Annotated in this window: 20 protein-coding genes and 8 pseudogenes; 16 read left to right on the top strand and 12 right to left on the bottom strand. The window is 56.3% G+C overall.

The features are described 5' to 3' along the window. Positions 1-653: pseudogene (locus ACI77D_RS28685) on the top strand (hypothetical protein); the annotation flags it as partial. 45 nt (positions 654-698) lie between these two features. Continuing rightward, entirely contained in the window at positions 699-968 is a 270-nt protein-coding gene (locus tag ACI77D_RS28680) for a hypothetical protein (RefSeq protein WP_407018025.1), read from the top strand. Between the two features lie 39 nt (positions 969-1,007). Here the strand turns inward: ACI77D_RS28680 and ACI77D_RS28675 are convergent, their stop codons facing one another. From ACI77D_RS28675 to ACI77D_RS28665, 3 genes are read right to left on the bottom strand one after another with little or no spacing between them, the layout of a single operon-like run. Further along, entirely contained in the window at positions 1,008-4,004 is a 2,997-nt protein-coding gene (locus ACI77D_RS28675; protein WP_407018024.1) for a Tn3 family transposase, read from the bottom strand. A 3-nt stretch (positions 4,005-4,007) separates the two neighbouring features. Then, a complete protein-coding gene (locus tag ACI77D_RS28670) occupies positions 4,008-4,418 on the bottom strand; it encodes a putative toxin-antitoxin system toxin component, PIN family (protein WP_407018023.1) in 411 nt (136 codons plus the stop codon). After that, positions 4,418-4,657, bottom strand: coding sequence for a ribbon-helix-helix domain-containing protein (locus ACI77D_RS28665; protein WP_407018022.1), 240 nt, complete (start codon positions 4,655-4,657; stop codon positions 4,418-4,420). The genes ACI77D_RS28670 and ACI77D_RS28665 overlap by 1 nt, the downstream gene beginning before the upstream one ends. Before the next feature lie 419 nt (positions 4,658-5,076). On the opposite strand from ACI77D_RS28665, the gene ACI77D_RS28660 reads away from it, so the two are divergent. The 5 genes and pseudogenes from ACI77D_RS28660 to ACI77D_RS28640 all read left to right on the top strand — a co-directional run bounded on the left by ACI77D_RS28660 (position 5,077) and on the right by ACI77D_RS28640 (position 9,568). After that, a complete protein-coding gene (locus ACI77D_RS28660) occupies positions 5,077-5,217 on the top strand; it encodes a hypothetical protein (protein ID WP_407018021.1) in 141 nt (46 codons plus the stop codon). Between the two features lie 393 nt (positions 5,218-5,610). Beyond that, positions 5,611-6,019: pseudogene (locus ACI77D_RS28655) on the top strand (transposase); the annotation flags it as partial. Positions 6,020-6,318: 299 nt separating this feature from the next. Then, positions 6,319-8,664: a nitric-oxide reductase large subunit gene (locus ACI77D_RS28650; protein ID WP_407018020.1), complete on the top strand. Its 2,346-nt coding sequence runs from the start codon at positions 6,319-6,321 to the stop codon at positions 8,662-8,664. A 170-nt stretch (positions 8,665-8,834) separates the two neighbouring features. After that, entirely contained in the window at positions 8,835-9,077 is a 243-nt protein-coding gene (locus ACI77D_RS28645) for a DUF4158 domain-containing protein (RefSeq protein WP_407018019.1), read from the top strand. Positions 9,078-9,211: 134 nt separating this feature from the next. Then, a complete protein-coding gene (locus ACI77D_RS28640; RefSeq protein ID WP_407018018.1) occupies positions 9,212-9,568 on the top strand; it encodes a hypothetical protein in 357 nt (118 codons plus the stop codon). Positions 9,569-9,599: 31 nt separating this feature from the next. On the opposite strand, the gene ACI77D_RS28635 is transcribed toward ACI77D_RS28640, so the two are convergent. Continuing rightward, a complete protein-coding gene (locus ACI77D_RS28635; RefSeq protein WP_407018017.1) occupies positions 9,600-10,145 on the bottom strand; it encodes a DUF488 family protein in 546 nt (181 codons plus the stop codon). A gap of 447 nt (positions 10,146-10,592) precedes the next feature. Continuing rightward, positions 10,593-11,300: a succinate dehydrogenase iron-sulfur subunit gene (locus ACI77D_RS28630; protein WP_407018016.1), complete on the bottom strand. Its 708-nt coding sequence runs from the start codon at positions 11,298-11,300 to the stop codon at positions 10,593-10,595. A gap of 280 nt (positions 11,301-11,580) precedes the next feature. Here ACI77D_RS28630 and ACI77D_RS28625 point away from each other — a divergent pair. Beyond that, a pseudogene (locus ACI77D_RS28625) lies at positions 11,581-12,102 on the top strand (IS5 family transposase); the annotation flags it as partial. Positions 12,103-12,141: 39 nt separating this feature from the next. Here ACI77D_RS28625 and ACI77D_RS28620 read toward each other — a convergent pair. Continuing rightward, positions 12,142-12,336 (bottom strand): annotated as a pseudogene (locus ACI77D_RS28620) (transposase); the annotation flags it as partial. Between the two features lie 76 nt (positions 12,337-12,412). Between ACI77D_RS28620 and tnpA the strand changes: the two are divergent. The 3 genes and pseudogenes from tnpA (at position 12,413) to tnpC (ending at position 14,657) form a co-directional block, all read left to right on the top strand. Further along, the gene (tnpA, locus tag ACI77D_RS28615) at positions 12,413-12,547 is read left to right on the top strand and encodes an IS66 family insertion sequence element accessory protein TnpA (RefSeq protein WP_407018015.1); all 135 of its coding nucleotides are present in this window, start codon (positions 12,413-12,415) and stop codon (positions 12,545-12,547) included. Positions 12,548-12,717: 170 nt separating this feature from the next. Beyond that, complete coding sequence (gene tnpB / locus ACI77D_RS28610; RefSeq protein ID WP_407018014.1) at positions 12,718-13,056, top strand: IS66 family insertion sequence element accessory protein TnpB; 339 nt, start codon at positions 12,718-12,720, stop codon at positions 13,054-13,056. A gap of 63 nt (positions 13,057-13,119) precedes the next feature. Then, positions 13,120-14,657 (top strand): annotated as a pseudogene (gene tnpC / locus ACI77D_RS28605) (IS66 family transposase). A 24-nt stretch (positions 14,658-14,681) separates the two neighbouring features. On the opposite strand, the pseudogene ACI77D_RS28600 reads toward tnpC, so the two are convergent. Together ACI77D_RS28600 and ACI77D_RS28595 are read right to left on the bottom strand one after the other, a co-directional pair. Next, positions 14,682-15,782: pseudogene (locus ACI77D_RS28600) on the bottom strand (site-specific integrase). Between the two features lie 482 nt (positions 15,783-16,264). After that, on the bottom strand, positions 16,265-17,248 hold the full coding sequence (locus ACI77D_RS28595; RefSeq protein ID WP_407018013.1) for a tyrosine-type recombinase/integrase: 984 nt from the start codon (positions 17,246-17,248) through the stop codon (positions 16,265-16,267). 218 nt (positions 17,249-17,466) lie between these two features. On the opposite strand from ACI77D_RS28595, the gene ACI77D_RS28590 reads away from it, so the two are divergent. Next, positions 17,467-18,480 carry a DNA-binding protein gene (locus tag ACI77D_RS28590; protein ID WP_407018027.1) on the top strand — a complete coding sequence of 338 codons (1,014 nt, stop codon included), beginning with the start codon at positions 17,467-17,469 and terminating at the stop codon, positions 18,478-18,480. 227 nt (positions 18,481-18,707) lie between these two features. Continuing rightward, the gene (locus tag ACI77D_RS28585; protein WP_407018012.1) at positions 18,708-19,046 is read left to right on the top strand and encodes a hypothetical protein; all 339 of its coding nucleotides are present in this window, start codon (positions 18,708-18,710) and stop codon (positions 19,044-19,046) included. Between the two features lie 144 nt (positions 19,047-19,190). Here ACI77D_RS28585 and ACI77D_RS28580 read toward each other — a convergent pair whose 3' ends face one another. Together ACI77D_RS28580 and ACI77D_RS28575 are read right to left on the bottom strand one after the other, a co-directional pair. Then, positions 19,191-19,568: a hypothetical protein gene (locus ACI77D_RS28580; protein WP_407018011.1), complete on the bottom strand. Its 378-nt coding sequence runs from the start codon at positions 19,566-19,568 to the stop codon at positions 19,191-19,193. Between the two features lie 10 nt (positions 19,569-19,578). Next, positions 19,579-19,806 (bottom strand): annotated as a pseudogene (locus ACI77D_RS28575) (response regulator); the annotation flags it as partial. 402 nt (positions 19,807-20,208) lie between these two features. Between ACI77D_RS28575 and ACI77D_RS28570 the strand changes: the two are divergent. After that, entirely contained in the window at positions 20,209-21,531 is a 1,323-nt protein-coding gene (locus ACI77D_RS28570) for a chloride channel protein (RefSeq protein WP_407018010.1), read from the top strand. Positions 21,532-21,537: 6 nt separating this feature from the next. On the opposite strand, the gene ACI77D_RS28565 is transcribed toward ACI77D_RS28570, so the two are convergent. Both ACI77D_RS28565 and ACI77D_RS28560 read right to left on the bottom strand, forming a co-directional pair. Beyond that, complete coding sequence (locus ACI77D_RS28565; RefSeq protein WP_407018009.1) at positions 21,538-22,815, bottom strand: DUF2254 domain-containing protein; 1,278 nt, start codon at positions 22,813-22,815, stop codon at positions 21,538-21,540. Between the two features lie 107 nt (positions 22,816-22,922). Further along, positions 22,923-23,870 carry a cation:proton antiporter gene (locus ACI77D_RS28560; protein ID WP_407018026.1) on the bottom strand — a complete coding sequence of 316 codons (948 nt, stop codon included), beginning with the start codon at positions 23,868-23,870 and terminating at the stop codon, positions 22,923-22,925. Between the two features lie 1,233 nt (positions 23,871-25,103). Here ACI77D_RS28560 and ACI77D_RS28555 point away from each other — a divergent pair. Next, positions 25,104-25,397: pseudogene (locus ACI77D_RS28555) on the top strand (plasmid replication region); the annotation flags it as partial. Between the two features lie 79 nt (positions 25,398-25,476). Continuing rightward, positions 25,477-26,115: a hypothetical protein gene (locus tag ACI77D_RS28550; protein WP_407018008.1), complete on the top strand. Its 639-nt coding sequence runs from the start codon at positions 25,477-25,479 to the stop codon at positions 26,113-26,115. The last annotated feature ends 803 nt before the right edge of the window (positions 26,116-26,918 follow it).

The raw sequence follows: 26,918 nt of genomic DNA, 5'->3' as shown, positions 1-26,918 counted from the left end.
TTAAGTCGACGACGATCAATAGTGGTGGCAGAAATGCCATTGGGTTGATGTTGGTGTCCAGCGACACCATTGGCGGCGGTGTGTCTACCTCTCGATCGACGCTAATTGATAGCAGCATTACTGCCATTGGCCGCGGTATCGTCGTTAATCGCGGGGCGGTGGCGACATTATATAATACGCAGGTAGTGGGAACGCCAGGTGGATCGAGCGGTATTGTTGGAGGAGGTCAAGGGGCAACTTTAGTTGGAGGGAGTCTGGCGCTCTATAATGGCAGCATTGTCACTGGAGAGCAGAATGGCGTCACCATGGTTTCTGAGCGGGAAAATACCAACTGGTCGCCTAGTTTATTAATTAATAATTCAACCGTCGAAGGCATCACCGCCAGTGGCGTCGTGGTCGACAATATTGATGGCTATAATTCCGTGGCGGCAGCGATTAACGTTGTCAACGGCGGTAATATCATCGGCGGTAATGGCACCTTGCTGGAGGTGAATAAAGCCAACCAATCCGATCTCACCGTGGATAATAGCCAACTCAGGGGGAATGTATCGGTAGCCGACAGTGCGCAGGCTACTGTGATATTGCAGAATAAGGCTTCATTAACCGGCGCATTAATTGGCGTTAACCGCTTTACGCTCGATAACGCCAGCTAGACGGGCCAGGTGGTGGGGAGGGTAGGGAAAACATTGGACGGCGTTGTGCAAAATAACAGCACGGTGACCGGCGACATGACCAATATCCATACTTTGCTGGTTGATAGTAGCCTCGTTATTGGCAGCATTGGTGGGGATGGCAGTGTAGAGAGCGAGCTTACGCTGCAAAACCGGGCGTCGTTTACCGGGGGCGTTAATGATATTAATCAAATGAATATCACCGGCGGCGCCAGCTGGATACTAACCGGCAATGCTGCAACCAATAATTTGCTGATAAAGGGGTTTGGGGAGCAACGGAACAGAAAGTGCACTTAAGCTCGGATGTCCTGGAGGCGACCTTTCACCGAAGAGATGTCACTGATCGTCGTCTGGATTGCGCAGCGGTCTAAGCTCTCCTCGAGCAACCTCTTCCGGTACCGCGAAGGAGTACCGACCCAGCATGTTGATGTGCTCATAGATCAGCGGCGACAGCCGAGCCAGATCCTCCTCCTGCACCGGGTAGCCGTGCTGCCTTAGCCGTACCACGGCGGCCGTCATGTAGAGGGTGTTCCACAGTACGATGATATTTACCACCAGGCCCAAGGCGCCGAGTTGGTCCTCCTGACCTTCGCGGTAGCGCTGGCGAAGCTCGCCGCGTTTGCCATGGAACACAGCACGGGCCAGGCTGTGCCGGCCTTCGCCGCGATTCAGCTGGGTCAGGGTGGCACGACGCTTGGATTCATCATCGATGTAGGTCAGCGTGTGCAGGGTTTTCTCGATCCGTCCGAACTCTGCCAACGCTTGGGCCAGATGGGTCGGACGATCCCCCGTCTGCAACGTGCGCATGATGCCGGTCGCCGGTACCCGGCCGAGCTTGAGCGACCCAGCTAGGCGCAGCAGGTCATCCCAGTGCTCGGCGATCAGGTCGAGTTTTACCGACTGGCGTGCAAGTCCGTTGAGCTTGCCATAATCCGCGTCTGGGCTCGTGCGCCAGAAGCGGGTACCGCCGACATCGGCTAGGCGCGGACAGAAGTGATAGCCGAGCAGGCGGAACAACCCGAATACCACATCGCTGTAGGCACCGGTATCGGTCATGATTTGTGTTGGCTGCAATTCGGTCTGTTGTTCCAGCACAACCGCTAGCAATACCAGGCTGTCGCGCAAGGTGCCAGGCACCGTGATGGCGTTCAGGCCGGAGAACTGATCGGAAATCAAGTTATACCAGGTGACTCCCCGGCCGGTACCGAAATACTTCGGGTTAGGGCCGGCATGCACGGTGCGCACCGGTACGACGGAACGCATGCCATCGGCGGAGGCCACCTCGCCGCCGCCCCAGACCTGAGCCAGCTCCAGTTGGCTTTGCGCAGACACCAGAATGGCATTGGCTGCTGACAGGGTGTCGTCGCGGAGATAGTTCTGGCTGACCCAGGACAGTCGGTCACGGCGCAGCGCTTGGTTATCATTACGGATCAGTGGATCCAGGCCGGTGTTGCAGGCTCCCCCCAGGAGTACGGCACACAGGCTTGTCACTAGGTTATCGGCCCGCGCATTGCGTTCGGACACATGGGTGAAGGCCTCAGCAAAGCCGGTGCGGGCGGCGATTTCCAACAGGATTTCCGGCAGATCGACACGCGGCATCAAGTCGGCCACGGCCGCACGCAGTTGCAGTAGCGAGCTCGGTTCCTCCAGCTTGTCCAGCGCTCCGAGGGACAGCTCAGTTTTACCATCAGCGCTCTCGTTCAGCTGGATGGCAGGGTTTTCGGGCAAGCGGGCGGCAACTGCCTGCCACGTTGCATCCAGCTCGACAGACAAGGCGTCCAAGGTGGTTTTGGCATCGATGGTCAGGCCCAGCGAGCGGCAGATGATCGGTCGTGCAGTCAGCCATTCAGCGCCATCGAGCAGACCGATACGCGGGTCGGCATAGCGCCAACTGGGTGAAACAAAGACATCGCGGCGACGTAGGGCGGTGCGCAGTGCATGAAGCGTACAGAATACATAGGCACCCATGTCGAGGGAGCCATCTTCGCGGATGATGTGCTGTTGCCAAGCCTTGGCCACGATCTCCTGTGGAGCATCATCTTCCGGTTTTCTACGAGGTAGGTTCAGTTGCACCCAGTCCAGACTAGCCGCCACGCCCTTGCCAGCCGGACTGAAGCCAAAGCGAATATGCTTCAATAGGTCGGGAAGGAAACGGCGCACGCTGCGGTAGCGCTCCTCCAGGGCGAGGTAATACACATCGTTGGCCGGACGGATCAGCGCGGTGACCTCTTCTAGGGCGTTCTCCAGAGTGATACGTGGCAGGTCGTTGAACAGCCGGGCGCGGACGTTGTCATCGCTGATTGAGCTATTCAAAACCACCTTGCATGCGGCGGCAAGCGTTGCCGCCGAGCGATCTAGGTCTTTTAGACTACGCAACCGAGTTTTCTTGTCAGCCCTCTCTGCGTTGCTGAACAGATCGCGCAGTAAAGCTTCCAGAACTTCCAGGGCGTCGTCATGCGCAGTCGCCTCCAGACAAAGCGCAAACGCCACCAACGTTGCCATCCGCCGCGATGCCGGCAGCCGGTTGATCGCTGTGACCTTGGCCGTGTTGGCAAAGCGTGCCAGGGCCGCGATTCGGCTGGGCGGGATATGCGCCGCTGCGGGCAAGGTGATGCCGATGCCACGCACGTCATCGAGTCGCCGCAGCGCCCGGATCAGTGCAGGCCCACTGATCATCACCGGGCCGGAGCGCAATTGATCCAGGCGGGAGTAGCGGTTACCTTCGACTACTACCAGCAATTTTTGCAGGTGCTGCCACTGTTCATCGGTCACGCTGCGGCCCAAGGTGAGCCAGAGGTGTTCTTCGACCCGACTGCGCAGTTGGGCGATAAATCGCTCCAGTACTGTTACGCCAGGCAGTAAAACCTTGTGCGTCAGCAACCAGGTCGTCGCCCGATTGAACAGCTCACCAGGACGATCTGTCCCTGTCCAGCAGAGCGCATATAGCCAGCGAGCAAGTCGAAAGCCAACGCTGGAGTCAGCAAACACCCGATAGCCATAACGCTCCTGAATCTCGCCGGTATGACGTTGACGCTGGCGGGTTTCAGCATAGGCCCGGATGCAAGTCGGATCATTGATGCCGAGCTGACGACTGAGCGCTTGCAGCACCTCATCCGGGACGGCTGACAAGTCTTCAGGGAAAGTGCCCAGGTAGCGGACGCTAGTCAGTTGCGTGGCGTAGCCGAGACGGTTGTGTTCGCCGCGCAGCGGCAGGAGGGCTTTGTGGTCGTCATCGCTCAGGTGGAAATAGCGTTCCAGCTCTTCACGGCTAGGAGGACCGACATAGCGACCAAAGCCGTCGCGTTGCTCTTGAGTCAGAAAGGCAACCGGCACCGATCACAGGACCTCGGTGCAGAACACGGCGGGGGTGACTATCCGCGTGCGTTCGATATGCCCGCGTTGTAAGAGGCCTGCGCGGCGGTCACCTGTTACCAGGTAGTCCGCATTGCCCGCCAAAGCCATGGCCAGCAAAAAGGAGTCATCCGGATCATCGGCGTCAACCTCAATGACCAACCGCTCCAGTACCATCGCCCGTTGCAGGTTATTGATCATGGCACCCACTTTGGCAGGCTGCAGGATAGCCTGAAGCTTGGGGTAACGACTGGCGCGACGAATTTCATCGAGCTGTGCCCGTGAGGTCACTACCTCGAAACGTGCCGCCCGCCAAGCCCGGTAGATCGCATCGGGCGCGCCATGCGGCGAGATAAGTGCGCTGAACAAGATGTTGGTATCCAATACGACCCGCATCAGCGCTTACGTGCCCAGTCGAGCGCTTCATCAACTGCTTTGGTCAGTTCTGCCTCATTCAGATGGGCGTTAGCGGCCTTGGCCTGTTCGACGCTCAGTTCAAGGATGTGTGCCCGCACCGCTTCTTCGATGAAGCGCGACAGGTCGCCCTTACGGCCACCGCCTTGGCTGGCCAGAAACATGCGAAGCGATTGGTCAGTGTCGGTAGAGACAGCGACGTTCCAGCGAGTGGTGTTCATGATTTTCTCGTCGATAGATGTTTATGTGCTTATACACTCACCATACGCCTCTCTGCAATAGTTCGAAAAAGCCTTCGTTTTGTCGAACTTTAACGCGACATGACTCATGTCAATTTCAGAAGAGAACAACACCAATTGATGAGCTCTGATCCACCTTGTGCATGGGATTTCTGACAAGCAAGCATTCAGAAAACCTATGCATCATCCTTGTCTATGCTCAGAACTCCCCTTCACGAAAGTGAGGCATGGAGCATGGAGCCGGAGACACCGTTCATCACCGAACGTGGTCTGTTGACGAACAGAAAGGACCCCGCGATATGACCCAGACCGAGCAAACCCCTGAGCAGCTTCAAGCGCGCATTGCCGAGTTGAAAGCGCAGTATCAGTAGCTGCAGGACAATTACGACGATGAAGTTCTCTTGTGCTCAAGCCTGCTGCGCGCCCTGGTCAACGCGGACTATGGCGACTGTGAGGTGCTGGTGAAGCACGCCGACTGCTCGGCTGAGCGCAAGGCCGACGCGCTGCAGTACCTCATTGAGGTGCGCGCTGGGTATGGCTGAGCGCACTGCGCAGAACGGGGTTTGAATCGCCCAGGGTTGGCCGAGTCGGTACCCACATCGAGTTCCAGCTTTCGTCTCATTAAGTTCGGCGGAGACAGGCAGAAATCGACCGACTCTGTTGAAAACAGTCGGTCCTTCCAGACTGCCTGCATACTGCCGCTGAAAAACCTTTTTTTCGCGCCGCTACGCGAAATTTGAGCCCGGAATCCTCTGATCAAGGTGCCCACAGAATTCGGAAAAATCGTACTAAGGTTTTTTCGACCTGCATAGACCGGCTAAGGTGATGTGTTATCAGCCCCTTGGATCACTGGAGTAGTTTCACTCTTGCCAATGGAGACCCTGCCGCTGGGGTGATGGGCAATGTGCAAGGTGGTGGGGCTTGGACGCTTACGCTATAATGCCTTGGGCGCGCAGCCAGGTGTCGAGCGTTTGGGCTGCTGGGCACATGCGCGACGGAATTTCGTCGATGCGCAAAAAGTGCAACCGAAGGGTAAGACCGAGCGAGCCGACATCGCGCTGAACCTGATCAACAAACTCTACGGTATCGAGCGAGAGTTCAAAGACGCCAACTGACCAGCGCTTTAGCGCTCGATAGGAAAATGGTCTGCCGGTACTTGCAGAACTAAAAAGCTGGCTGGAGAAAACCCATTCCGAGGTGACGACGCAAAGTGCCTCGGGCAATGCCATCGGTTATTTAGCAAGCAGCTTGAGCGAGCTTGAGCGTTACATTGAGGCGGGCTTCTTGCCCATCGATAACAACAAGGCCGAGAGAGCGGTAAAACCCTTTGTGATCGGTCGCCAATATGGTGGAACCCGGGCAAGTTCTTCGGACCAGCCGGTTTACTGCAGACGGGACCGGGCCACAAAGAAGCGTCTCGACGATTTGAATGATGTGTATCGGCTGTTTCGCTGCCACACTATCGTGAATTGTACTGAGGTGTGCCCCAAGGAACTCGCCCCTCCCGTTCCATCAAGAAAATCAAGATGATGATGAAAAACTCACTCTGATGGAAGCACGCCGGCTTTTGGACCTGGTTCTTGAAGCGACAGCATCTTTTCAGTCAATCACGTAAGACGCAATGGTCGACAAGGGAATAACCGATGAGTGAGGCAGCATTGCCATTGACTGAGGACGACGGCCCTCTTTCGCCTTGGTGGATACGCACCATTTTGATTGTGATGATGATGGGCTTTGCCGGGCTACTGACGATCACGATGCTGTCCTACCGCAATGCCCCGCCAATCCCGCGGCAGGTGGTGGATGCGCAGGGGGCTGTCGTGTTCAGCGGCGACGATATCAGCGAGGGACAGACGGTTTTTCTTAAATACGGCCTGATGGACAATGGCAGCATCTGGGGTCATGGTGCCTATCTCGGCCCGGACTATTCGGCCGAGGTGTTGCATCGCTTAGGCGAATACACCGAAGAATCTATTGCATTACAGAACTACCAACAGCCTTTCGCGGCGCTGACGATTTCGCAGCGGGCAGCCGTGCGCGGCGAAACGATTGTTGCGCTCAAAACCAATCGTTACGACGCTGCTACTGCAACGCTCCAATTGACCGCGGCGGAAGCTGCGGCCTATCGACGGCAGATCGATTACTGGGCTGAGTATTTCCACGACCCATCGCGTAACGGCGGACTGAAGGCCGACCTCATCACCGATCCGATCGAGCTACGCCAGTTTGCTGCTTTCGTTATGTGGGCAGCGTGGGCTTCGGTGGCCGCGCGCCCCGGAGAGGAATATTCGTATACCAACAATTTCCCATATGACCCGAGCGTCGGCAACGTGCCAACGTCATACGCGTTGTTGTGGAGTGCGCTGAGTCTGATGGTACTGCTGGCTGGCATCGCGACGGTGCTGCTGGCGTTCGGAAAATTCGATTACCTGGGCTGGATCACGCGCGGCCATCACGTCCACCCGCAACTGGTGCCGGGGCAATCGAGTCGGGGCCAAAACGCCTTGGTGAAATTCTTCGTGGTGGTGGCACTGCTGCTGCTGGGACAAGCGCTGGTGGGTGGCGCAGTGGCCCATTACCGTGCCGATCCAGGCAGTTTTTACGGCTTCGATCTGGCGCGCATTTTCCCCAGCAATCTGATGCGTACGTGGCATTTGCAAATGGCAATTTTTTGGATTGCTACTGCTTACGTCGCTGCCGCCCTGTTTCTCGGCCGCTCAATGCGCACCGAAGAACCACGCTGGCTGGCCGGATGGACCAACGTGCTGTTCGCCGCGTTTGTTCTTGTGATTGGCGGTAGCTTGTTCGGCGAGTGGTTAGGCATTTCGCAAATGCTCGGTCGCTGGTGGTTTTGGTTCGGCAATCAGGGCTGGGAATATCTGGAACTCGGTCGCGTGTGGCAATACCTGCTGGTGGCGGGGCTGTTCATCTGGTTTGCGCTGCTCTGGACATTAGTGCGACCGCGCACGCTGACGCAGCCTGCAGCACTTCCGATCGTCAGAATGTTCTTGATAGCCGCGCTGGCAATACCGGTGTTCTATGTACCTGCCCTGTTTTTCGGCGCCAAGACCAACTTCACGGTGGTTGATACGTGGCGTTTCTGGATCATCCACTTATGGGTAGAAGGCTTCTTCGAGTTCTTCGCCACTACGGTAGTGGCCCTGATGTTCTATCAACTCGGGCTGACGCGCCGAAACGTAGCGTTGCGTGTGATCTATCTAGACGCCATCCTATATTTTCTCGGCGGCTTGATGGGTACAGGCCACCATTGGTATTTCACCGGCCAAACCAATTTCAACATGGCTATGTCGGCATTGTTCTCGGTCCTTGAGGTGGTACCGTTGACCTTGCTGACGCTGGACGCCTGGGATTTTGTGCGGACTACGCGAGGCGATTGCGACGTTTGCGGCAAGCAGATTGCGATACCGCACAGGTGGACGTTCTATTTTCTGATGGCAGTGGGCTTCTGGAACTTCGTCGGAGCCGGCATGTTCGGATTTCTGATCAACCTGCCGATCATCAGTTATTACGAAACCGGCACTCAACTGACGCCCAACCATGGCCATGCGGCAATGATGGGTGTTTTCGGTATGCTGGCAATCGCACTGATGGTATTCGTATTGCGCCAGACCAGCAGTGACGCGCAATGGGCCAGCATGGAAAAATACGTCAGGGTCGCATTCTGGGGTACCAACATCGGGCTAGCGATGATGGTAGTGATGAGCTTGTTTCCCAGCGGAATATTGCAAGTCTGGGACGTTGTCCAGAATGGATATTGGCATGCACGCAGTCTTGACTATATCAGCAGTGAACGGTCGCACCTGATCGAATGGTTGCGAATGCCGGGCGATCTTGTGTTTATCCTATTTGGCGCGCTTCCGTTGGTGATCGCGACGATCAAGGGCTATTTCGGGGTACGCACCGCAACAGGGATCACTACACTGGTCCCTCCCGGAGCAAAGGCTGATGGTCGTGCAGAAGAAGTTTGAGGTGTGAAATAAATGGAAAAGCTCACCACTATTTTACTGCACCTCAGACTTCTGATATGTCAGGTCCATGCATTTTCCACGCACGCACGCTGAGCAAGCTGAGCAAGCTGCCAAGGCCAGTCCTATGGCGTAGTCAGAGATCAGCAGAGAAACTTCATGCTGGTCAGCTTTTGTCGAACGAACAACGTGAAAACGTCGGCCGTTACGCCGGGTCACCTTCGCTGGACGGCCGGGCCCGGCGTGTCCACCTTGACGATACCGACCACAGGCTGATCGCGGAAAAGCGCGGCTCGCATAACCCACAGGGATTCGCCGGCCAGTTGGGCACAGCGCGCTACTTGGGCACCTTTGTGGACGGTCCGCTTGCCGTGCAAGCCCCGGTGTTGCGGGTGCTGGTCAGGTATCTTTTGTAAGCGGGCTATTTGAGCGTTGTTTGCAGACCGGTTTGTAGCCATCAAAGGCTAAGATCATTGATAGATCATCCGATTATCATCGTTTAAGTTGTCTCAGGCGAGACAACATTCACCTCCTTTTGGAGAATCCTCTTATGCCTGAAGAAAAGACCATTTCGTCAGTTGCTTCCCAACAACTCCAGACGACGCTTTCAAAATGGGACAATGAAGATGTAGCAGAAGGCCTCTTTACTCAAGGGGCTAGTGAGATTCCTGAATTGTCGAATGCCGAACTGGTCCATCTTCGTGTCCGTGTGATTGCATTGGAAAATCTGGTGATCGCTTTGCTCGCCCAAGGGTCGGATAAACAGATTGCTGTCGCGCGCCAGATGTCTACCTACATCACACCAAGACCGGGTTTCACCCAGCACCCGCTGACGATTCAAGCTGCCTCCCAAATGGTCGACAGCGTCGACCGTGCGGTGAGATTTCGAAAACTGTTCGGGACATGAGCGCGCCGTTAACCTCCATGTCAGGCGCACCTCAACCGACAGTCTGCGCCGGGTAAACAAGAGAATGCCCCACAGGGATCGCTGCCCGATTCAATGTTGCTGATTCAGCTTTGGCCCGGCCCAGCAGATGAACGACTATCCGGCCGCGGTGGAGAAGGTAGTCAGCAACGATCCGACGATGGCAACGCCACCAGACGGCTTCCGCACACATGATCGCGCACTGCCGGTCCTGACTGAGCGCTGACAATCGTGAGAGTCCCGATTCAAAGTCATCGGACAATGCGTAATCAGCATAGTTATGAAAACTTTGGTTGATCCAAAACCCGTTAATATCCGGTGTCACTGTTTTTGATTTTTTTCGTAACCCACCCAGCGTCAGTATTTGCGTATAGCCTATCTTCTGCGCAGCAAGTGCCTCCGGCAGTCTATCCAGATTGAACTGGGGATTAGTTCGAGATCGCGGCACACTACGAATATCCACGACCCACTCGACCTTCCCGAACTGAAGTAATTCGATAAACTCGGGAAGGCTTCTGGTGGAATGCCCTATTGTATAAATTATCGGAGCTTCGAACATTAGCCTTTGAACCCTCGTATTAACCATGACTCACTGAAAATAGTTGATTGAGCTCATTAGAAAAGTATTTCGATATACTGATCAGGCTTCGATTTCACTGAGCAGCAGTGCGTATGGCCCGTCTCTTCATTCGTTTTATTCATCTGACCGCCCTACACTACAAGGCTGGTGGCGATTCAGGGCTCGCTTGAGCAGCGGGCCCAATCTCTGTTGCTGGCTGTTGGATTAACGCTCCAAACCCCAGCTACCGGCTCCAGATATCGGCACCGGCGATGTTTAAATGGCTAACGCGTTATTTGGAAGTGGGTCTTGTGGGCTTGAACAACCTGCCGCGAAGTGACCAACCTCGCAATCTCAGCACTCAAGAAATAAAAGGATTCTTATCCTGACAGAATAATCTAAATAGTCTTCGGAAGACGAGCCGACTCATTGCCTTGATCCAACATCCTAAGTGGATTTTCGAAACAGCTCTTGGCGAATTTTGCCGATAGCCCCCATGGGATTGAGCCCCTTGGGGCAGACCCACGAGCAGTTGCCGATGCTGCGGCAACGGAACAGGCTAAACGGGTCCTCCAGCCGCTCTAGCCGTTCCACCGTGGCCTGATCGCGGCTGTCGGTGATGAAACGCCATGCCTGCAAAAGTCCGGCCGGGCCTACGAATTTTTCGGGATTCCACCACCATGATGGACATTGCGACGAACAGCAGCCACAGAGGATGCATTCATACAGTCCGTCGAGTTTTGCGCGCTCCTCGGGGGACTGGAGACGCTCAATGGCCGGTGCCGGCTCGTGATTGATCAGCCATGGCTTGATACTCTCGTACTGCTTAAAGAAGAGACTCTGGTCGACTACCAGATCGCGAATGACCGGCATGCCGGGCAAAGGTCTGATGATCAGTATGCTGGCCGTGCCCAGCGCCTCCGAAACCGGCGTGATGCAAGCCAACCTGTTCTTGCCGTTGATATTCATGCCATCCGAGCCGCAAACACCCTCCCGACAAGAGCGTCGGTAGACCAGCGTCTGATCTGCCTCGTGCAGGAACTCCAGCGCATCCAGCACCATTCGCACCCGGAACTCCTCGGGCAGGGATAACGACTGCATCCAAGGCGACTGTTCTTGTTCCGGGTGGTAGCGATAGATCTGTACTTCAATCATGACTTGTTTCTCTTCCACCGATTACGACGAGAGTGGACAGCACCTTGATCCGGCGAGCGCACGGCGACCACATCCGGTGCATCAAGAAACTACTTTACGTGAAGCATAGATGTTGATGGCGGCAGGGAGAATTTGCATCCGGCACGAGCCTAAGGAGCGGACGATGAAGCGTGGCGGACAGATCTTTAAGGAGACGCTGCATAAATAGCCATCCGCCCGCAGCCTTGGCACACTGCCCCCCCTCAATCAACCATCCTCTTGTTGAGCCTCGTTACGCGCCATGCAGAAGACCTTCTCCGAACTCGAATACACCGGCAAGCAAAAGCAAACTCGACGTGATCGCTTCCTGGCGGATATTGAGCAGTTGGTGCCCTGGGCACAGTTGGAGGCGCAAGTGTCGCCGTTCTACGGCGACACCACCGGCAAGCGCGGACGCCCCTCGATTGGGTTGTCGCGCATGCTGCGCATGTATGTCGTGCAGCAGTGTTTCGGTTTCTCCGATGAAGGCACCGAAGATGCCGTCTACGACAGCCAGGCCATTCGGGGCTTTATGGGCATCGACTTGGGCCGCGAGTCGGCACCGGATGCCACCACCTTGCTGCGTTTTCGCCGCTTGCTGGAAACCCATCAACTGACGCGGGTGCTGTTTGAAACGATCAACCAGCATCTGGCCAGTCGTGGTCTGCTGCTCAAGGAAGGCACCATCGTCGATGCTACCCTGATCGCCGCGCCGCCCTCGGTCAAGAACCGAGAAGGCAAGCGCGATCCTGAGATGCATCAGGCCAAAAAAGGCAATCAGTGGGGTAATCCCCCCATTCCTAAAACTCACCAGAAGTAGACCTCAGGCCACCAGGGCCAACTTCTGTTTTGGGGTAATGCCGCCGAGGGCCATATTCGGGCGCTCGTGATTGTATGTCCAGATCCAGTTCGTACCATAGTCCTGAACTTCGGCTATCGACTCAAACAAGTACTGTCCCAGCCAGTCATAGCGCACAGTCCGGTTATAACGTTCAACGTAAGCATTCTGCTGTGGATTAGTAAGCCTCCAGCCCAGCCACCTGTAATTCCCTACCTCCACTCGCCACGCTGTGCTCTCCAAAAAAGGAGCACACATGAAACCACCCACCCCACTCACTGCCCGGCGCACATTCTGGGCTGAACATGTCCAGGCATGGCGCAGCAGTGGGCTCACGCAAGTCGCCTACTGTGAGCAGCACCAACTCAACACCAAGTCTTTTGGCTATTGATTTCGAAGTCGCGAGCTGGGAAGCGAGACGCTGACGCTGGTCCCCATAGCGGTGCATGAACCTGCCCAAATAAGTGACTTGCTGCTACGCCACCCAAGCGGCTGGGAATTGGTATTGCCCCGCGAAGTGGAGCCGGCGTGATTGGCTCACTTGTTTCAGGAGATGCTCTGATGCTGCTGCCGACACAGGTCTGGTTGATACTAGCACCCATGGACATGCGCCTTGGCATTGATGGCCTTTCGACACATGTTCAACACGCGCTGGGGAACTCGCCGTGCGACGGCACCGCCTATGCTTTTCGTAATCGCCGAGGTAACCGCCTCAAACTTATACAGTGGGATGGAACCGGCGTCTGGCTAAGCCAGCGACGTTTGCATGATGGTGCTTTTGTCTGGCCAGACGAGGGCGCTAAAACCTTCACACTGACCCAGGCTCAATGGCGCTGGCTGATCACCGGCGTTGACTGGCAGCGCTTGGAAGCTCGCCCCATGAGTCACTGGAAAGTTTAGAAAATAAACTTCATTACCGTTCGCGGATAACGATAGTGTTCACTTTTTCAGTAAAATCCACGGATGCCTATCGCCGACGAAATCGCCGCCCTGAACCTTGATCCCGCACTGCGGGAGCAAATCATGGCTGCGCTTCTACATAAGGCCGATGTCGATAAGTTACGTGCCCAGGCTCAACACGACGCCTTGAAAATCCAGGCTCTGACGCTTGAACTGGCGCACTACAAGCGCATCCGTTTCGGCGTCAAAAACGAAGCCCTGTCGCCTGAGCAGCGCGATCTGTTTCACGAAACCATGGAGGCCGACTGCGCGGCCATTGAGGCTGAAGTCGAGGTGCAAGTGCCTGAACTGCGGGCTCAGCGTCCGCGGGCCGGGCGTCAGGCACTGCCGGAACATCTGCCGCGCATCGAACATCATCACGAACCCGAAGTGTGCACGTGCGGCCAGTGTGGTGGTGCCTTGGTGAAAATCGGTGCAGACATCACCGAGCAGCTCGATGTCGAACCTGCGAAGTTCTTCGTCCACCGCCATATTCGCAGCAAGTACGCCTGCCGCCCTTGCGAAAGTATTGTCTCAGCCGACGTTGCTCCGGCTGTCATCGACGGTGGTATGGCGGCCCCCGGCTTGATTGCCTGGATCTTGATCAGCAAGTATCTCGATCATTTGCCGCTGTATCGGCTGGAGCAGATCGCCCAGCGTGACGGTGTCACGCTGGCCCGCTCAACCTTGTCGGAGTGGGTAGGCCGCTATGGTTTTGCCCTGCAGCCCTTGGCCGATCGATTACGTGAGTTACTGCATCAACGCTTGATTTTGCATGCCGACGAAACCCCGGTGCAGCAACTGGATCCCGGCAAAGGAAAAACCCAACGCGCCTATCTGTGGTGCTATCGCAGCAACGACCTGGATGAGGGGCCAGACCTCGCGGTGTTCGACTATCAGCCCGGACGTAGCGGTGCGTATGTGCGTGCGTTCCTGGAGGGCTGGAAAGGTCATCTGGTGGTCGATGACTATGCCGGTTACAAAGCGTTGTTTGGTCTTGGCATTACGGAAGTGGCTGCATGGCCCATGCGCGGCGCAAATTCTTCGAGTTGCATGCGAGCAATCAGAGTCCGGTGGCCGCAGAGGCATTGCGAAGGATCGCCGAGCTTTACGAGATTGAAGGGCGTGGCAGGAAACTCGACGCAGAACAGCGGCAACAACTGCGCGCTCAAGAAACAGACCTCAAGTTGCAATCGCTGCACGACTGGTTGCAGTCGACTCGCCAAGGCGTGGCCAACGGCGGCAGCCTGGCTAAAGCCATGGATTACAGCCTCAAGCGCTGGCCGGCACTGTCGCGCTACGCACTGAGCGGTGACTTGCCCATTGATAATAATCCCGTCGAGAACGTCATTCGGCCGATCGCTATCGGTAAGAAAAATTGGTTGTTTACCGGGTCAGAGCGCGCGGGTCGACGGGCGGCGGCGATCCAGAGTTTGCTGGCGACAGCCAAATTGAACGGTATCGAGCCGAGTGTGTGGTTGAAAGACACGCTGGAGAAGCTACCGACCTGGCCGAATAGCCGGCTGGATGAGTTGCTGCCGTTGAGATCAGCTGCCGAGTAAAGGTGGCTGGGCTGGAGGCTTACCTTAAGTGCACTTTCTGTTCCGTTGCTCCCCAAACCCCAGTAATTGGCTGGCCCGACTGCCCAGCAGCGAACCGGCCTGGAAGTAGCCCATCACCGTGCTCACACTGCGGTGCTCGGTCATCGCCATCACCTCACCGAGCGGCACGCCCTGGCGTCCCGCCTCGGTGACGAAGCCTGAGCGCGGCCCAGTCCCCGTCGAGCCCGGCCAATGCGGCGCGGCGTTTGACAATCCGCGCAACCTAGTCGCCGCTCAGGCCACTCGCGCCGACCCGCCCTCCCTTGTACAACCGGCGAAACAGGGGGTCGCTGCTGGCGGGGGCCGTCGCAAGCCAAGCGCTGAGCGCCTGAGCTGCCGGACCCAGTAGCGGTTTTTCTCGACGGACACCGCCGGTGCCAGTCTTGGTCGCGCCCAACGTATACAGCCAGGTCTCGGCGTCCAGGCGACGCAAGTCTTCGACTTGCAGACCAATCACTTCCGAGCGGCGCCGACCGCCGCCACTCCAGGCCAGCAGCAATAGCGCACGATCGCGCACACCGTGTACCCCATCGGTGCAGGTGACGAGCATCGCCTGCAATGGCTCCAGGACCACGGCAGTTTTCTTGCGCTGTGCCACCCCCTGGCGAACTTGGGCCTTGTGCGCTTCACGCAATAAGGCCGTCACCGCCGGCGTTTCGGTCGGGTTGTCCCATTGCTTCAAACGATGCCACTTGGCCAGGACAGCGAGGCGATGGCTGACAGTACTGAACGCCAGGGGCCAAGCTTGCCCTTGACTCCAGCCGCGACCAGGGCGGCATCGAGGTCTGCGGGTAGCAGGTGGCTCCAACCGCCGTCGGTTTCCGGGCGGGCGAGGTGATCGACAATGAACTGCACGGCGACCTCCGGCGGCAGGGGGTGGTCGCCAAGCGTGCGCCGGTAGCGTAGGCGCAGCCAGGAGGACCAGTAAGTGAGGGCGCTTTGGTAGCTGCGCACGGTATTGGCGGCCGTGCCGGCGGCGATGAAGGCCTCGGCGGCGGCACGGGTACTGTCGGCCAGTTCTTGCAGTGCCAGTGGCCCTAGGTGATCATCAAAAATGAGAATGTCATCTCGCAATATCAGCGACATAGATAGAACGTGTCATTTGAATTGAGGAGCAGAGTGCAACAGAATTGAGAGTTAGGTCGTGGATATCTTCAGATTTGAGAGTCACAAGTACGGGATGATCGTCCTCGTAATATTCTTTTAATGCGTCGTAATCTCGTTGTACGCATCCAGCTGCGTCACCACTGTCGGCCCCAATACCAATCGACAAAAATCCAGCACTAGTAATGGTTCACAAGGTAGGAGCTTGGGTCCGTAAAGTTTCAGCAACTGGGTCAATACTATGCTGGCGATAACACTGAGTACCCCGATGGAGCAATGAATTCCTGCTGTCTGTGTCAAAGCCACAGCAGAGCTAACGGACATGAAAAGGCTATTCAGGAGAGGACAGATATGTACTGCTCAATATATTCGCGTGATTGCAGATGAGTTTCCGAGTGATCAATGATTCTGAATAGCTGATTTCACGATTTTTGAAAGTGCTTTTTGAGCCTGTCGTGGTGGCGTCAATCAGTATCCGCAAGACTGCTGGAAGCTCTTTTGATCTCGATGGAATGTGGGTGCTGGGCGCCGCGCAGGGCAATACCCGCGAACGACGCGCTGGCATCCACATACCGCAACGCGGACGTCATGTCCTTCCAGCCGACGTAACTCATTAATCCCTTAATGTACCAGCCATTGGCCGATGCCCATGTCGCAAATCCCCGTCGCATCGAGTGACTGCTATAAAGCTCGGCAGGCAATCCTGCTTCTCTCAAGATCCGACGCAGCAACGGGATCAGGCTATGCGGCTGCATGCCTCTGCCTGACAAGTTGCCCCAGCGATCAATTCTTTGGAACACCGGGCCTGTCGCGATTCCGGCGACTGTTATCCAGTTGAGGTACGCCTCTACTGGGCAGAGCATGGCGAGCGCAGGCGTGTGGAAGGTTGTTCCTTCGTGCTGTCGATCACTCTTGGTGTAGGGCAGGTAAAAAGTAACACCTTCGCCGCTGATGGCTTGCGTGTTATCAACCGTCAGTCTAGCCAGCTCATCGCCCCGAAAACCACGCCAGAACCCGATCAAAATGATTGCCACCGAGCGACGGTGCCGCATCAGCGATTTGTAATCTGCGCGCTCAATGGCAGATGCAGCCTCTCCTTCAAGCCAGGTGACGGATTGCTCCAGGTGTTTCAGCAAAAGCGGTGCTGCCTGTTTAACCTGCGCAGGGTGCACAAGCCTGATGCCTTTGATCATCTGCCGAACGTCAGGCGTCTTGGTCGGATCAGGGAAGCCCTGCGTGATGTGCCACTGCGCCAAGGCTGCCAAGCGCTGCTTCAGCGTGTTTACAGAGAGCTTGCCAGCGTACTCCGCCAAGTAGCGAACGACGCCCGCGGCGGTAGTGGGCAAATACCCAGCCCACGTCACCTCAAAGTGCTCAATCGCCGCCCGGTAGCTCTTCCGCGTGTTTTCCCGGGTGCCGGCGTTCAGGTATCTATCTGCCTTCTCCAACGTACTTCGCCTTCGAATTGGTAGCGCGTGCGACTTGCATGCGCTTATAGGATCTTTTTGAGTTCCATGAGCAGTCAAGAAGCCATAAGTCTACATTATGGCTTTCTATAAAATGGATATCAAATCCATCGTTTCGATGATAATGTGACACGTAATTACATGACATGTATAACGATACGAAATCGTAAGAGTTCTGATGGCCCGCGGCGGCCAAAGGCATATTCCCAAGCATTGACGCCGTTCGTGTCGAGCTGGGTAATACGGGTTCAAAAACCACTATCTCCCGGTATCTGAAAGAGATCGAATCCTTTGATCCACGCCCGCCTTCCTCGCGAGAACGCATGGGGGAAGAGCTTTCCACGATGGTTGAAAGCCTACTGGATCGGTTGATGGAGGAGGGCGATGAATCGATCGAACAGGCTCGATCAGCCTTCGCTTTACAACGCACAGGGCTTGAGGCTCAAATCGCCAATCTACAGTCGGAACTGGCCTCTGCACGGAGGCAGTTAGAAGCACAGCAAACTGCCATTGAAGCTCAAACTGCTGACCTTCAAACTACGCAGTCTTCTCTCCAAGCGGAGTTGACACGTAATGCCGGGCTTAGTCAGCGCTGTAGTGATCTGGATGCCCAAGTCAGTGACAAGAATAAGCAGATCCAATCCCTCGAGGAGAAGCACGTTCACGCGCGCGGGGCGCTTGAACACTACAGGGAGTCGGTCAAGGAGCAGCGCGAACAGGATCAGCGTCGGCATGAGTCGCAGCTTCATGAATCGCAGGTCGAGCAGCGAAAACTGCGGGAATCGCTGGCGGTCAAACAGGATGAGTCCACACGCCTCAACCGCGACAATGGGCGTCTACTCGGAGAGTCGCGCCAACAGGTGAAGACCTTGAACTCCCAAAGCGATCAGATAAAGGCCCTGACTGCCCAGGTACAGGCGCTTGTGCTAGCGGAAGCTAGGGCAGGGGCGATCATAGATCTTCAAAAAGGCAGCGCCCGAGAGTTGAGCGACGAACTCAAAGCCCTCCGTACCTCTGCGGCGCAGACTGCCGCTCGTGAGGCAGACTTGGCTAAGCTTGTAGATGGTCTGAAAATTCAGCTTGAGCACCGCGCGGAAACCCAGTCCGAGCGGGAGAAAGATTCATCCCCTGAGATTGAGCGTCCGACACCGGAGAACCAGGATACCCCGGCGCCAACAGAAGCCCATTCGAAGCGAAAAGGGAGACAGTCATGACAGCTGTACCTAGCACTGCGCCACAGCCGTTCGAAACAAACAATCAGTTGCAGCGGGCGCACGAAAAGATCAATCAATTGGTCTTCGCAGGTCGTTTGCATATATTGCTACCCCGAAATCATACGGGTAGCCGCGTCGGTATACCTACAGCTTAACAAGCTATACCTGCAGCTTAATAAGCTTATACCGGCACAACTGTGCACTTCTCACCGCCCGAAGGTAGATCTATGGCAATTGAATTAAGTGAAGAGGAAATGCGTAAAGCACTCTTCGGAACCAGTACGGATACCGTGACACCACCCGTGCCATCGTCAGCACCTGCGTTACCTATACTCCAATCAGCTGCAAGCCAGTCGCCTCAAGCAAAGAAAACGAGTGGTTACCATACCTCGAAGCTGCGGGTGACCTTGCACGTGTCCAAGGTGTACGAGGGCGATGTTGACGTGTTTGTGCTCGAATCAAGCAGCCTCAGTAAGCTGGTCGCTGAGCAAGAGGCCAAAGCCGCGGCGAAGAAGAAAAAATATAAGTATCTGGAGCTGGTCTCAGTCGAATCCATTTCGAAATGACGCCCCACCCTGCCGCGGCCACTTAGAACTTACCGAGCCGATGGTCGGAGCCGATTCTCCATTGACCGCTTCACGGCTGAGTCGGTTGCCAAAGTGGGCGCAGCGTTTGCCGGTATGAAGCTTGAGCCCGCCCCAGTTGTAGACTCATACAGCAAGCTTGCGCTCAAACTCCATCGTGTGAAGAATGAGGAAGGCGAGGAAGGTATCGAAGCGCGGGTGTTTAGCGGACGAACGTTTTGGATTTAGCAGCTCGATAACATCCTTAAGAGCACAATCCATCGCATACCAACTCATCGATGGGCCATCCTGCAGGCTCCACCTGGAATCACCTGGCCAACCACCGATAATCCGTTCATGCGGTTGGGCGTTGGAGCGAACGGGAAACTGAGCCTTGAAGGTGGCTGGCCGTAGTAGCTGCGCCAGGATATTTCGCGAAAAACCCCGTCCCGGAACACCCTCGCGATCTGGCAGCACACCGCTGTATTGATATCCGCTTTCCCACCTATGACGGCGTGGACGCATGGGAGTTCGAAACCGGCGTCTGAATCCCAAGACTGCGCAAGGTGCTGACAATCGTCAGCCCGTCAAAGTCCGGCAGCATGCGATCCAGCGTAATGGCGTCGTAGCCGCCTGCAATCGCCAAGGCGAATCCCTCGCGTCCAGTGGCGGCCCACTTTGAGCTGAATCCGTGGCGTTGGAGTTCAGCGACGATGATTTCGGCCGTCACCTGATCGTCTTCAATAACCAACGCATTACTCATGACTTCCTCCATTTGTACGTATTTTCGGCGCTCCCGACTCAATGGCGACACCCAGTGCAAGCGAACCTTATTGGTCCAAGTTGCGCGCGAATACTAACTATTTCTTAACCCACCTTAACCCGGTCATCTCGCCTGCACGGATATATTCGCAATAACAGCCGAACGCGCTGACAGACATGAGGGTAAATAATGACAACCTATCTGGCTTTCTTCTTGCTGACATTCGCTTTGGTAGGCGCTCACACAAATTGGCTTACCCACAAAATAAATCGACGTGATGGGGCCACTGAGCCGGGAGTGAATAGCTATAGTTATCTGGTCACTGCCGGTTGGACGTGACCGTTTAACCCGTTAATCTTGTTTTTGCATGTTATTGAACCTCAACAACGGGAATCCGCTCGGGTGATCAAACCGATATTGCTGATACGTCGTCGCTTTGCCTCGATCCGATGGCGTACTCGGGTGACACTCTGGGTCGCTGCTACCCTCGCAGGGTTGCTGGTAGTGATGTTCGCCCGGTTGGCTGACCTGGCGCTGATGCAGTTCGCCCAACAGGCCGCCGCCCGGCCGTGGCTGCCGTTTATCTACACGCCGCTGATCGGCATGTTTGTGGCGTGGATGACCTCGCGTTTTTTTACAGGGGCTCAAGGTAGCGGTATTCCCCAGGTGATCGCGGCTACGCGGTTGGCCCACCAATGCAAGCCCGTGAATAAGTTGGTATCGTTGCGTCTGGCCTTCGCCAAGATAGGGCTCGGTACCCTGGCCCTGACCGGTGGTTTTTCAGCGGGGCGAGAAGGGCCTTCGGTGCAAGTCGCCGCCTCGGTCATGCATTTCTTTCATCGTTACCTGCCCAACGCACGCATCATTCGCCCTGAAGACCTTATCCTGGCCGGTGGCGCGGCGGGTATTGCCGCCGCCTTCAACACGCCCTTGGCCGGTGTGGCCTTTGCGGTAGAGGAGCTGGGGCGCAAGTTGGAAACCCGCACCAGCGGGGTATTGCTCAGCACGATCATTTTGTCGGGTATGGTCGCGATAGCCTTGCAGGGCAACTACAACTATTTCGGACACTTCGACGTACAAGAGGCCAATCTCGATATCGTTCTTCCGATACTGGCGATTGGTATTGGCTGTGGTGTTATGGGGGGATTGTTCAGTCGGATGCTCCTATGGCCACAGCGGTATCGCAGTTTTGTCGTCTGGGAATGGCGCCGCCTGCATCCAGTCTGGTTCGCAGGTGGCTGCGGCATGATCGTGGCGATTCTCGGTTGGCTCAGCGGTGGGATGTCCTTTGGCAGCGGTTACGGGATCACCTCCCAGATCATCGTGTCCGATGTTGGTTTGCCGTGGCACGCGCCGATTACGCGTTTTCTTGCGACTGTCGTGACTTATTTTTCCGGCATTCCGGGCGGTATTTTTGCCCCCTCTTTGGCGGTAGGCGCCGCTGTCGGTGCCAATGTCGCTGAATACTTCGCCTTGGCGGCACAGCCCATCATTGCACTGTGCATGGTGGGGTTTCTGGCAGCAGTCACGCAATCGCCGATCACCTCTGCAATCATCGTGATGGAGATGATCGACAGCCATGGCATGGTCATTAGTCTGATGGCTGTTGCACTGATTGCCAAAGCAGTCAGTGCCAGGATGGGCCCCGAGCTCTATCAGCAGTTGGCGCGTGGCTTTCTGCAATCGGACGGCAGTGGCGCCGCCGCGCAAAAAGCCAACACGTAGATTGGGTCAGTGCAGCAGCGGTCGCGCGGCTGCTCTGAGCTTGTGCCGGTCCTCTTCGAGTACAAGCGCAGTGTTCGCGTGCTTGAGCAGCAGTTCTGCGTACCGGGTACAGGCACCCCTGAACATCGCCGGGTTTATCTGTGCCAGGCTTACAAGGGCCTTCATCATGCGCAGGTCGACTTCCACTAGACTCGCGCCATCTCTGGCAATCGGTGCGAAGAAGTCATCGAACAGGTCATCCACGGTCAAACCGCGCAGATAAACGTGCTGGCAGTCAGCGTCGATTTTCGCGGCAGGTTCTTTAGGTGTACCCCAACATGTCAGGCTTCTGACGCCGCGCCCAATTACGTCAATGGCGGTGCCGGGGTCATTGACGGCCGGCGACAAGGCGCGGGAGGCGATCTCCGACAACACTGACAAGCCGAACCGGGGATCGTGTTCGAACGTTCGACGCACGCCGATAGCCAGGGTAGCAATGATTTTTTCGTTTCTCGACGCCAGTTCCTCCCCGCGTGCCTTGCTCAAGCTAACGGTTCTTGCGAGCGGCATGCCGATATGCACAAAGCTTCCCGGCAAGACGTCCATAAATATCTGTATCTCGTCTGTGTTGGCGATCACGCCTAACGCCTGAACGTCAATGTGCTGGACGTACCCCGTGTGGAGGCTTGTGATGATCAGCGCAGAACTGGGGATCACTGACTCGCAAGGGTAGGCGGCTGCCCCCAAATGCGGCCATTGGACTCGATTGTTAATGGCATCAATGGCTGCCTGCTCGACACGGTCAATAGTTTCTCCCACCCGCCCAAGCTTGGACAAATGATCGATCCAGCGCAACAGCGTGTACACAATCAGAATGACCACTGCGATGGTTACCGCGAATAGCAAAACTCTCCCTTGTTTACCGTAGGCGCCGGTACTCAGCGCAATGATCCCAACCAGGCTGAACAGGAAGGAGCCGATAAAGGTGGCCAGGGCATTTTGTGTCGTGCTGTCTTCCATCACCAGTGTAGTGGCGCGGGGCGTCACGCCGCTGCTCGCCGCACCGTAGGCGGTGACCATGGTGCTTAACGAAAAGGTCGTCACCGCGAGCATGCTTGAGGCAATGATGCCCAATATCTTATCGACGGCGTCGGCACCGATGCGGGCGGGCAACGATTCGGGAATATAGTCCTTGAAGACTACGGCGAGTAACGCGGTGGCAATACCCAGCAAGGAAAACAGACTCGCCCTGAACCACAGCCGTTTGGTCAATTGGTGTAGCACCCAGCGCCAACGTGCGAGCATTTTTTATACCTTCTGCAAATAACACGATGTGACCCACCGCAAGGATTCAGGGAAACGAAGGCGGTAAGCTGATTATCCTTAATGGAGTCTTTTGTCGGGCCGAGGGTTCATCCAGCGTCCTTAGTTGTCGCACACGGAATGACTCGCTTGACCAATTTACCGATCGACATGCCTTGGATCAGGACAGAAAAAACGACCACCAGGTACGTCAGAGAAACCACGATATCGCGAGCCGCGCCTGGGGGCAGCGACAACGCTAATGCCACCGATATCCCACCACGCAGGCCTCCCCAGGTCATCACACTCCAGGCACCTTCCGGTAGGCGGAAGCGTTTACCCAATACCGCAATGGGAACCCCTACAGTCAACAATCGTGATAACAAGGTCAGCAATATGACCAGCAGGCCCGTGGTGAGCAACGGGTTGGAGAACTGGATCAAAACGACTTCCAAACCGATCAATACGAACAGCACAGCGTTGAGTATTTCATCGATCAGTTCCCAAAACATGTCCAGGTTTTTTTCAGTCTGCTCGGACATCGCATGGGAACGCCCTTGGTTACCCACAATCAGTCCCATCACCACCATCGCCAATGGGCCGGAAACATGGAACTGAGTGGCGATTGCATAGGCGCCGAGAACCGCGGCCAGGGTGATGAGCACTTCCTCCTGATAGCTATCGATACTCTTGAGCATTCTGTAAGTGATATAGCCCGCGCAGGCGCCTAACAGAGCACCGCCTCCGGCTTCCTTCAGTAGCAGCTGCGATGCGCCGATAACCGACGGTGTCTCCCCGCTGGCAATCATTGCGACGATCAGCGAAAACAGCACGACACTCACACCGTCGTTGAACAGTGACTCACCGGAAATGACCAGTTCCACGCTATGGGGCGCGCCGGCAGATTTCAGAATGCCCATCACGTCGATGGGGTCGGTGGGGGAGATCAGCGCGCCAAACACCAGGCAATAAGAGAGCGGTAGCTGCAGTTCTGTGAGGGACAACAGCGCCCAGAACCCGAAGCCGATGAAAAAGGTTGAGAGCGTTGTCCCTACCACCGCCAAGATTGCATAGCCTTTCGACCGAATATGTCACAACCACATGACTCTTTGTGGGCTAAAATTTGTTTGATTGAGTGCAATGAACAGGTTTGCGAGGGCCAGATTAATGGTCCAAGGCTTATTTATGCGATCCTGTTTGTCGTGAATGCCAAAGCGATCCACGAACGTGGAAGTAGCCTGATTCATCCCGATGACGCACTAGTTTTTTCACAGCAAGCAATTCTTGGGTGCGATCTGATCTGATAGTCAGCTCTACAGTTCAGCGCTCATCGCTGTTAGGGCGTGAGGTCGCGCTGGCGATTACCGCATCGATGGCGATCGTGAGAGTGCGGCGCGTCGGTTAGAGCCAATGGTGGCTGAACCTGTCGCAGACACGCCCAGTGAGCTACTGGATGGGCTTGCCGACCTTGTAGTGGCGTTTGCCGCGATCGGGGACTTATGACGAGCTCGGCAACTGTTGGCGTCGGTACATGAGCATTCGCAGCGGATCCCGGACAACGGGCGCCACGCACTGCACAGTTGATGCGGCAGGCTGAAGGCATGAGAAAAACCGAAGGTGCATCCGCTGCCTATCGTCTCGCGAGGGTTTTGATTCAAGAGGCGATGAGCTCCAGCGCACGCTATGAGTATGAGGTTGCCCAGTCCCTAGGGGGGGCTCATAGGTTGGTCGAGTCGGATTGACGTGCTCACGACCGAAATGCTCCGCCCACGCCCAGACTTATTACATGCATGCGTGGCGGCATGGTGCGGGTTGTTTTTACCCTATTATGCAGAACCGCACTCTTGATCTCCGAAACATATCGTTGCATTCATTTATGTCGCCTCCGCTGTGGCAGGACGGCAGTCGATCAACGATGTCGTCTTGACCTTGCAGCGTGCCATTGAGTTGGACAGCCGAGCGCAAGAGCGACTCCCGTCGCTGATACGTCTTTGAAATGCCGCTGCTCGACATAGCTATCAGAGTCAGCAACTGGATGCTGCCATTCGACGATGGAAAGCTGACGCACCACCCACACGGGACTACAGCACTCCGCAGAAATACGATGACGCCTCTAGCCTCGAAGAGTTACAGCAAGCATTTGTAGCGGACGCGACGAAAATTGATTTCCATGCGCCATACCGCTTCTTGCCTATAGCCGAAACGGCCCCGCTTGAGCAGGTCGTACAGATGTACAAGGAATGGGAGATGCTAAAAACAAGTGAGCGCTGCAGATTCATGGTTGTGGAGCGGCTCGCGTCGGTGGTTTGCTCGATCAATTGTGGGCGAGGCTGGCCGAAAGGCTGAGTGGCGAGACTCGCCTGCCGACGTTGCCGGCGGGGGGCTCACAGGCCTTTGTCGCCGTGTGGCAACAGGCGATTCATCTAGCACAGGGCGTTGCTGAGCAGGCGTTGTCCGAACAACTTCAGGTTTTGGACTCCGAACGCGAGCGAGTCGCCTTCGTCGAGGGCCAGGCTCGTCAGGACGCCGCGCTCGCTCGGCAACATCCGATGGCCGCTCAGGCAGCACAGCCCAGAACATCAACAATAGTGTGGTTCGTCCTTACTATGCCTATGTAGCGGCTACTCGACAGCGATCGCCATCAACTCGCAGTTGCCACCTGATTTGGCCCAACAGCAAGTCAACCCCATCGCGCTTCAGGGTTTCAGCCTGCCTATCGGCCAGAACGGTTTGTTCCGACTGAGCGGGCAGGGCGCCAGCAGCGGGCAGGCTGCTCAAGCCAATGCAGGGCCGCAAAGCTGGACCCTTGGCGCTGCGAGCGTCGGTTTGGCGCAACGCCAACAGAATCTTCCCGAAACCCAAGGTCGGACGATTCAGTTGGAGGAGGTCACCCAACTCGCCGCCAACAACCGTCAGGTCTCGGTGACGGCCCGCGAGGCCAGCGGAATCAATGCCAGTGCCAGCGCCATTAACGTTGCCAGCGTGGGCAGCGCCGACGTAGGAACGCTGCAACCTGGCCGCACCAGCGGCGGCACGATCAGCCATGTCGATGGCATCAATGCCCAGAACGCCGTTGACGGCTCCCGGCCGGCGGTCGATGTATCGCGTCCGAACGTCGACCTTTCTGGCCTGACACCCGCCGAGCGCGATGCCCGAATTGTGCTGACCACACCCGATGGCACAGCGTCTGGCAGCGCTCGCCCCGACCTGAACGTACCGGGCCTGTCGACCGTGGATCGCGATACCCGCGTTGTGGCCATTGCGCCGGGAGCTCACGCCCCGACCTCAGCCTGCCAGGCCTGACACCGCTGGCCCACGATGCACAGGTTGCCGTCGGCACACCACCGCCGTCCGTGGTGGGTCCGGTAGCGCCGGTGCCGCATGAGATCCTCGCGGTCAGCTTGCTGGGCCGCTCTTCGTCAAGCATTCCCAGCAACAGGTCTTGCAACAACTTAAGTGTCTGCAATGGCTGACGTAGGTCATGACTCGCAGAGGCGAGAAAGCGTAAGCGATCGGTTCTCGCCAGTTTGGCGTGCTGCATGGCTATTTCGAGCGCTTGGGCCAACTTTTTTTCTCGAATAACCGTTCTTTATTTTTCGCTGAAAGCGCCTCGTAGCAGCTATTCCCTTGATTGCGGACGCACGTAGCCCGCGCGCGATGCATTTGCCGAGGCGAGATCCAAAAGTTCGATAGGGCGAAGTTTTGAGCGGAGTTACGCCAGGTCCAGTTGGGCAACAGGCAGGTCAATGATGTGAACAGGGCGGTCGTAGTATTCTGAAATCCTCATGAATGCGTATGCATATGTGCAATATTTACTTGCGTTAATGCATATTTTCGCCTACGGTTACTTCGAGTTAGATCGAAACGTGCCCTCGAATTGGGGAGTATCTAAACGTCGACAGCTCAGCAACACCGCTGCACCTTTACACGTTGGACACGTGTTTTCATTCATGGAGGATTGAAAAATGTTAACCCCTGAAACAACCCGATTCACCGGCGACACACAGCCCAACTGCCTGATCGGTCATCTGCTCGACCCACAATTGGTCGAAGTCGAAGCGGCTCATCAGCCTAAGGCAATGGCGGCCGCCAGCCTTAGTTTTAGT

This window comes from Pseudomonas sp. O39 (assembly GCF_045447295.1).
Lineage (GTDB): Bacteria > Pseudomonadota > Gammaproteobacteria > Pseudomonadales > Pseudomonadaceae > Aquipseudomonas > Aquipseudomonas antarctica_A.
This window is presented reverse-complemented; position numbering and strand designations above follow the sequence as displayed.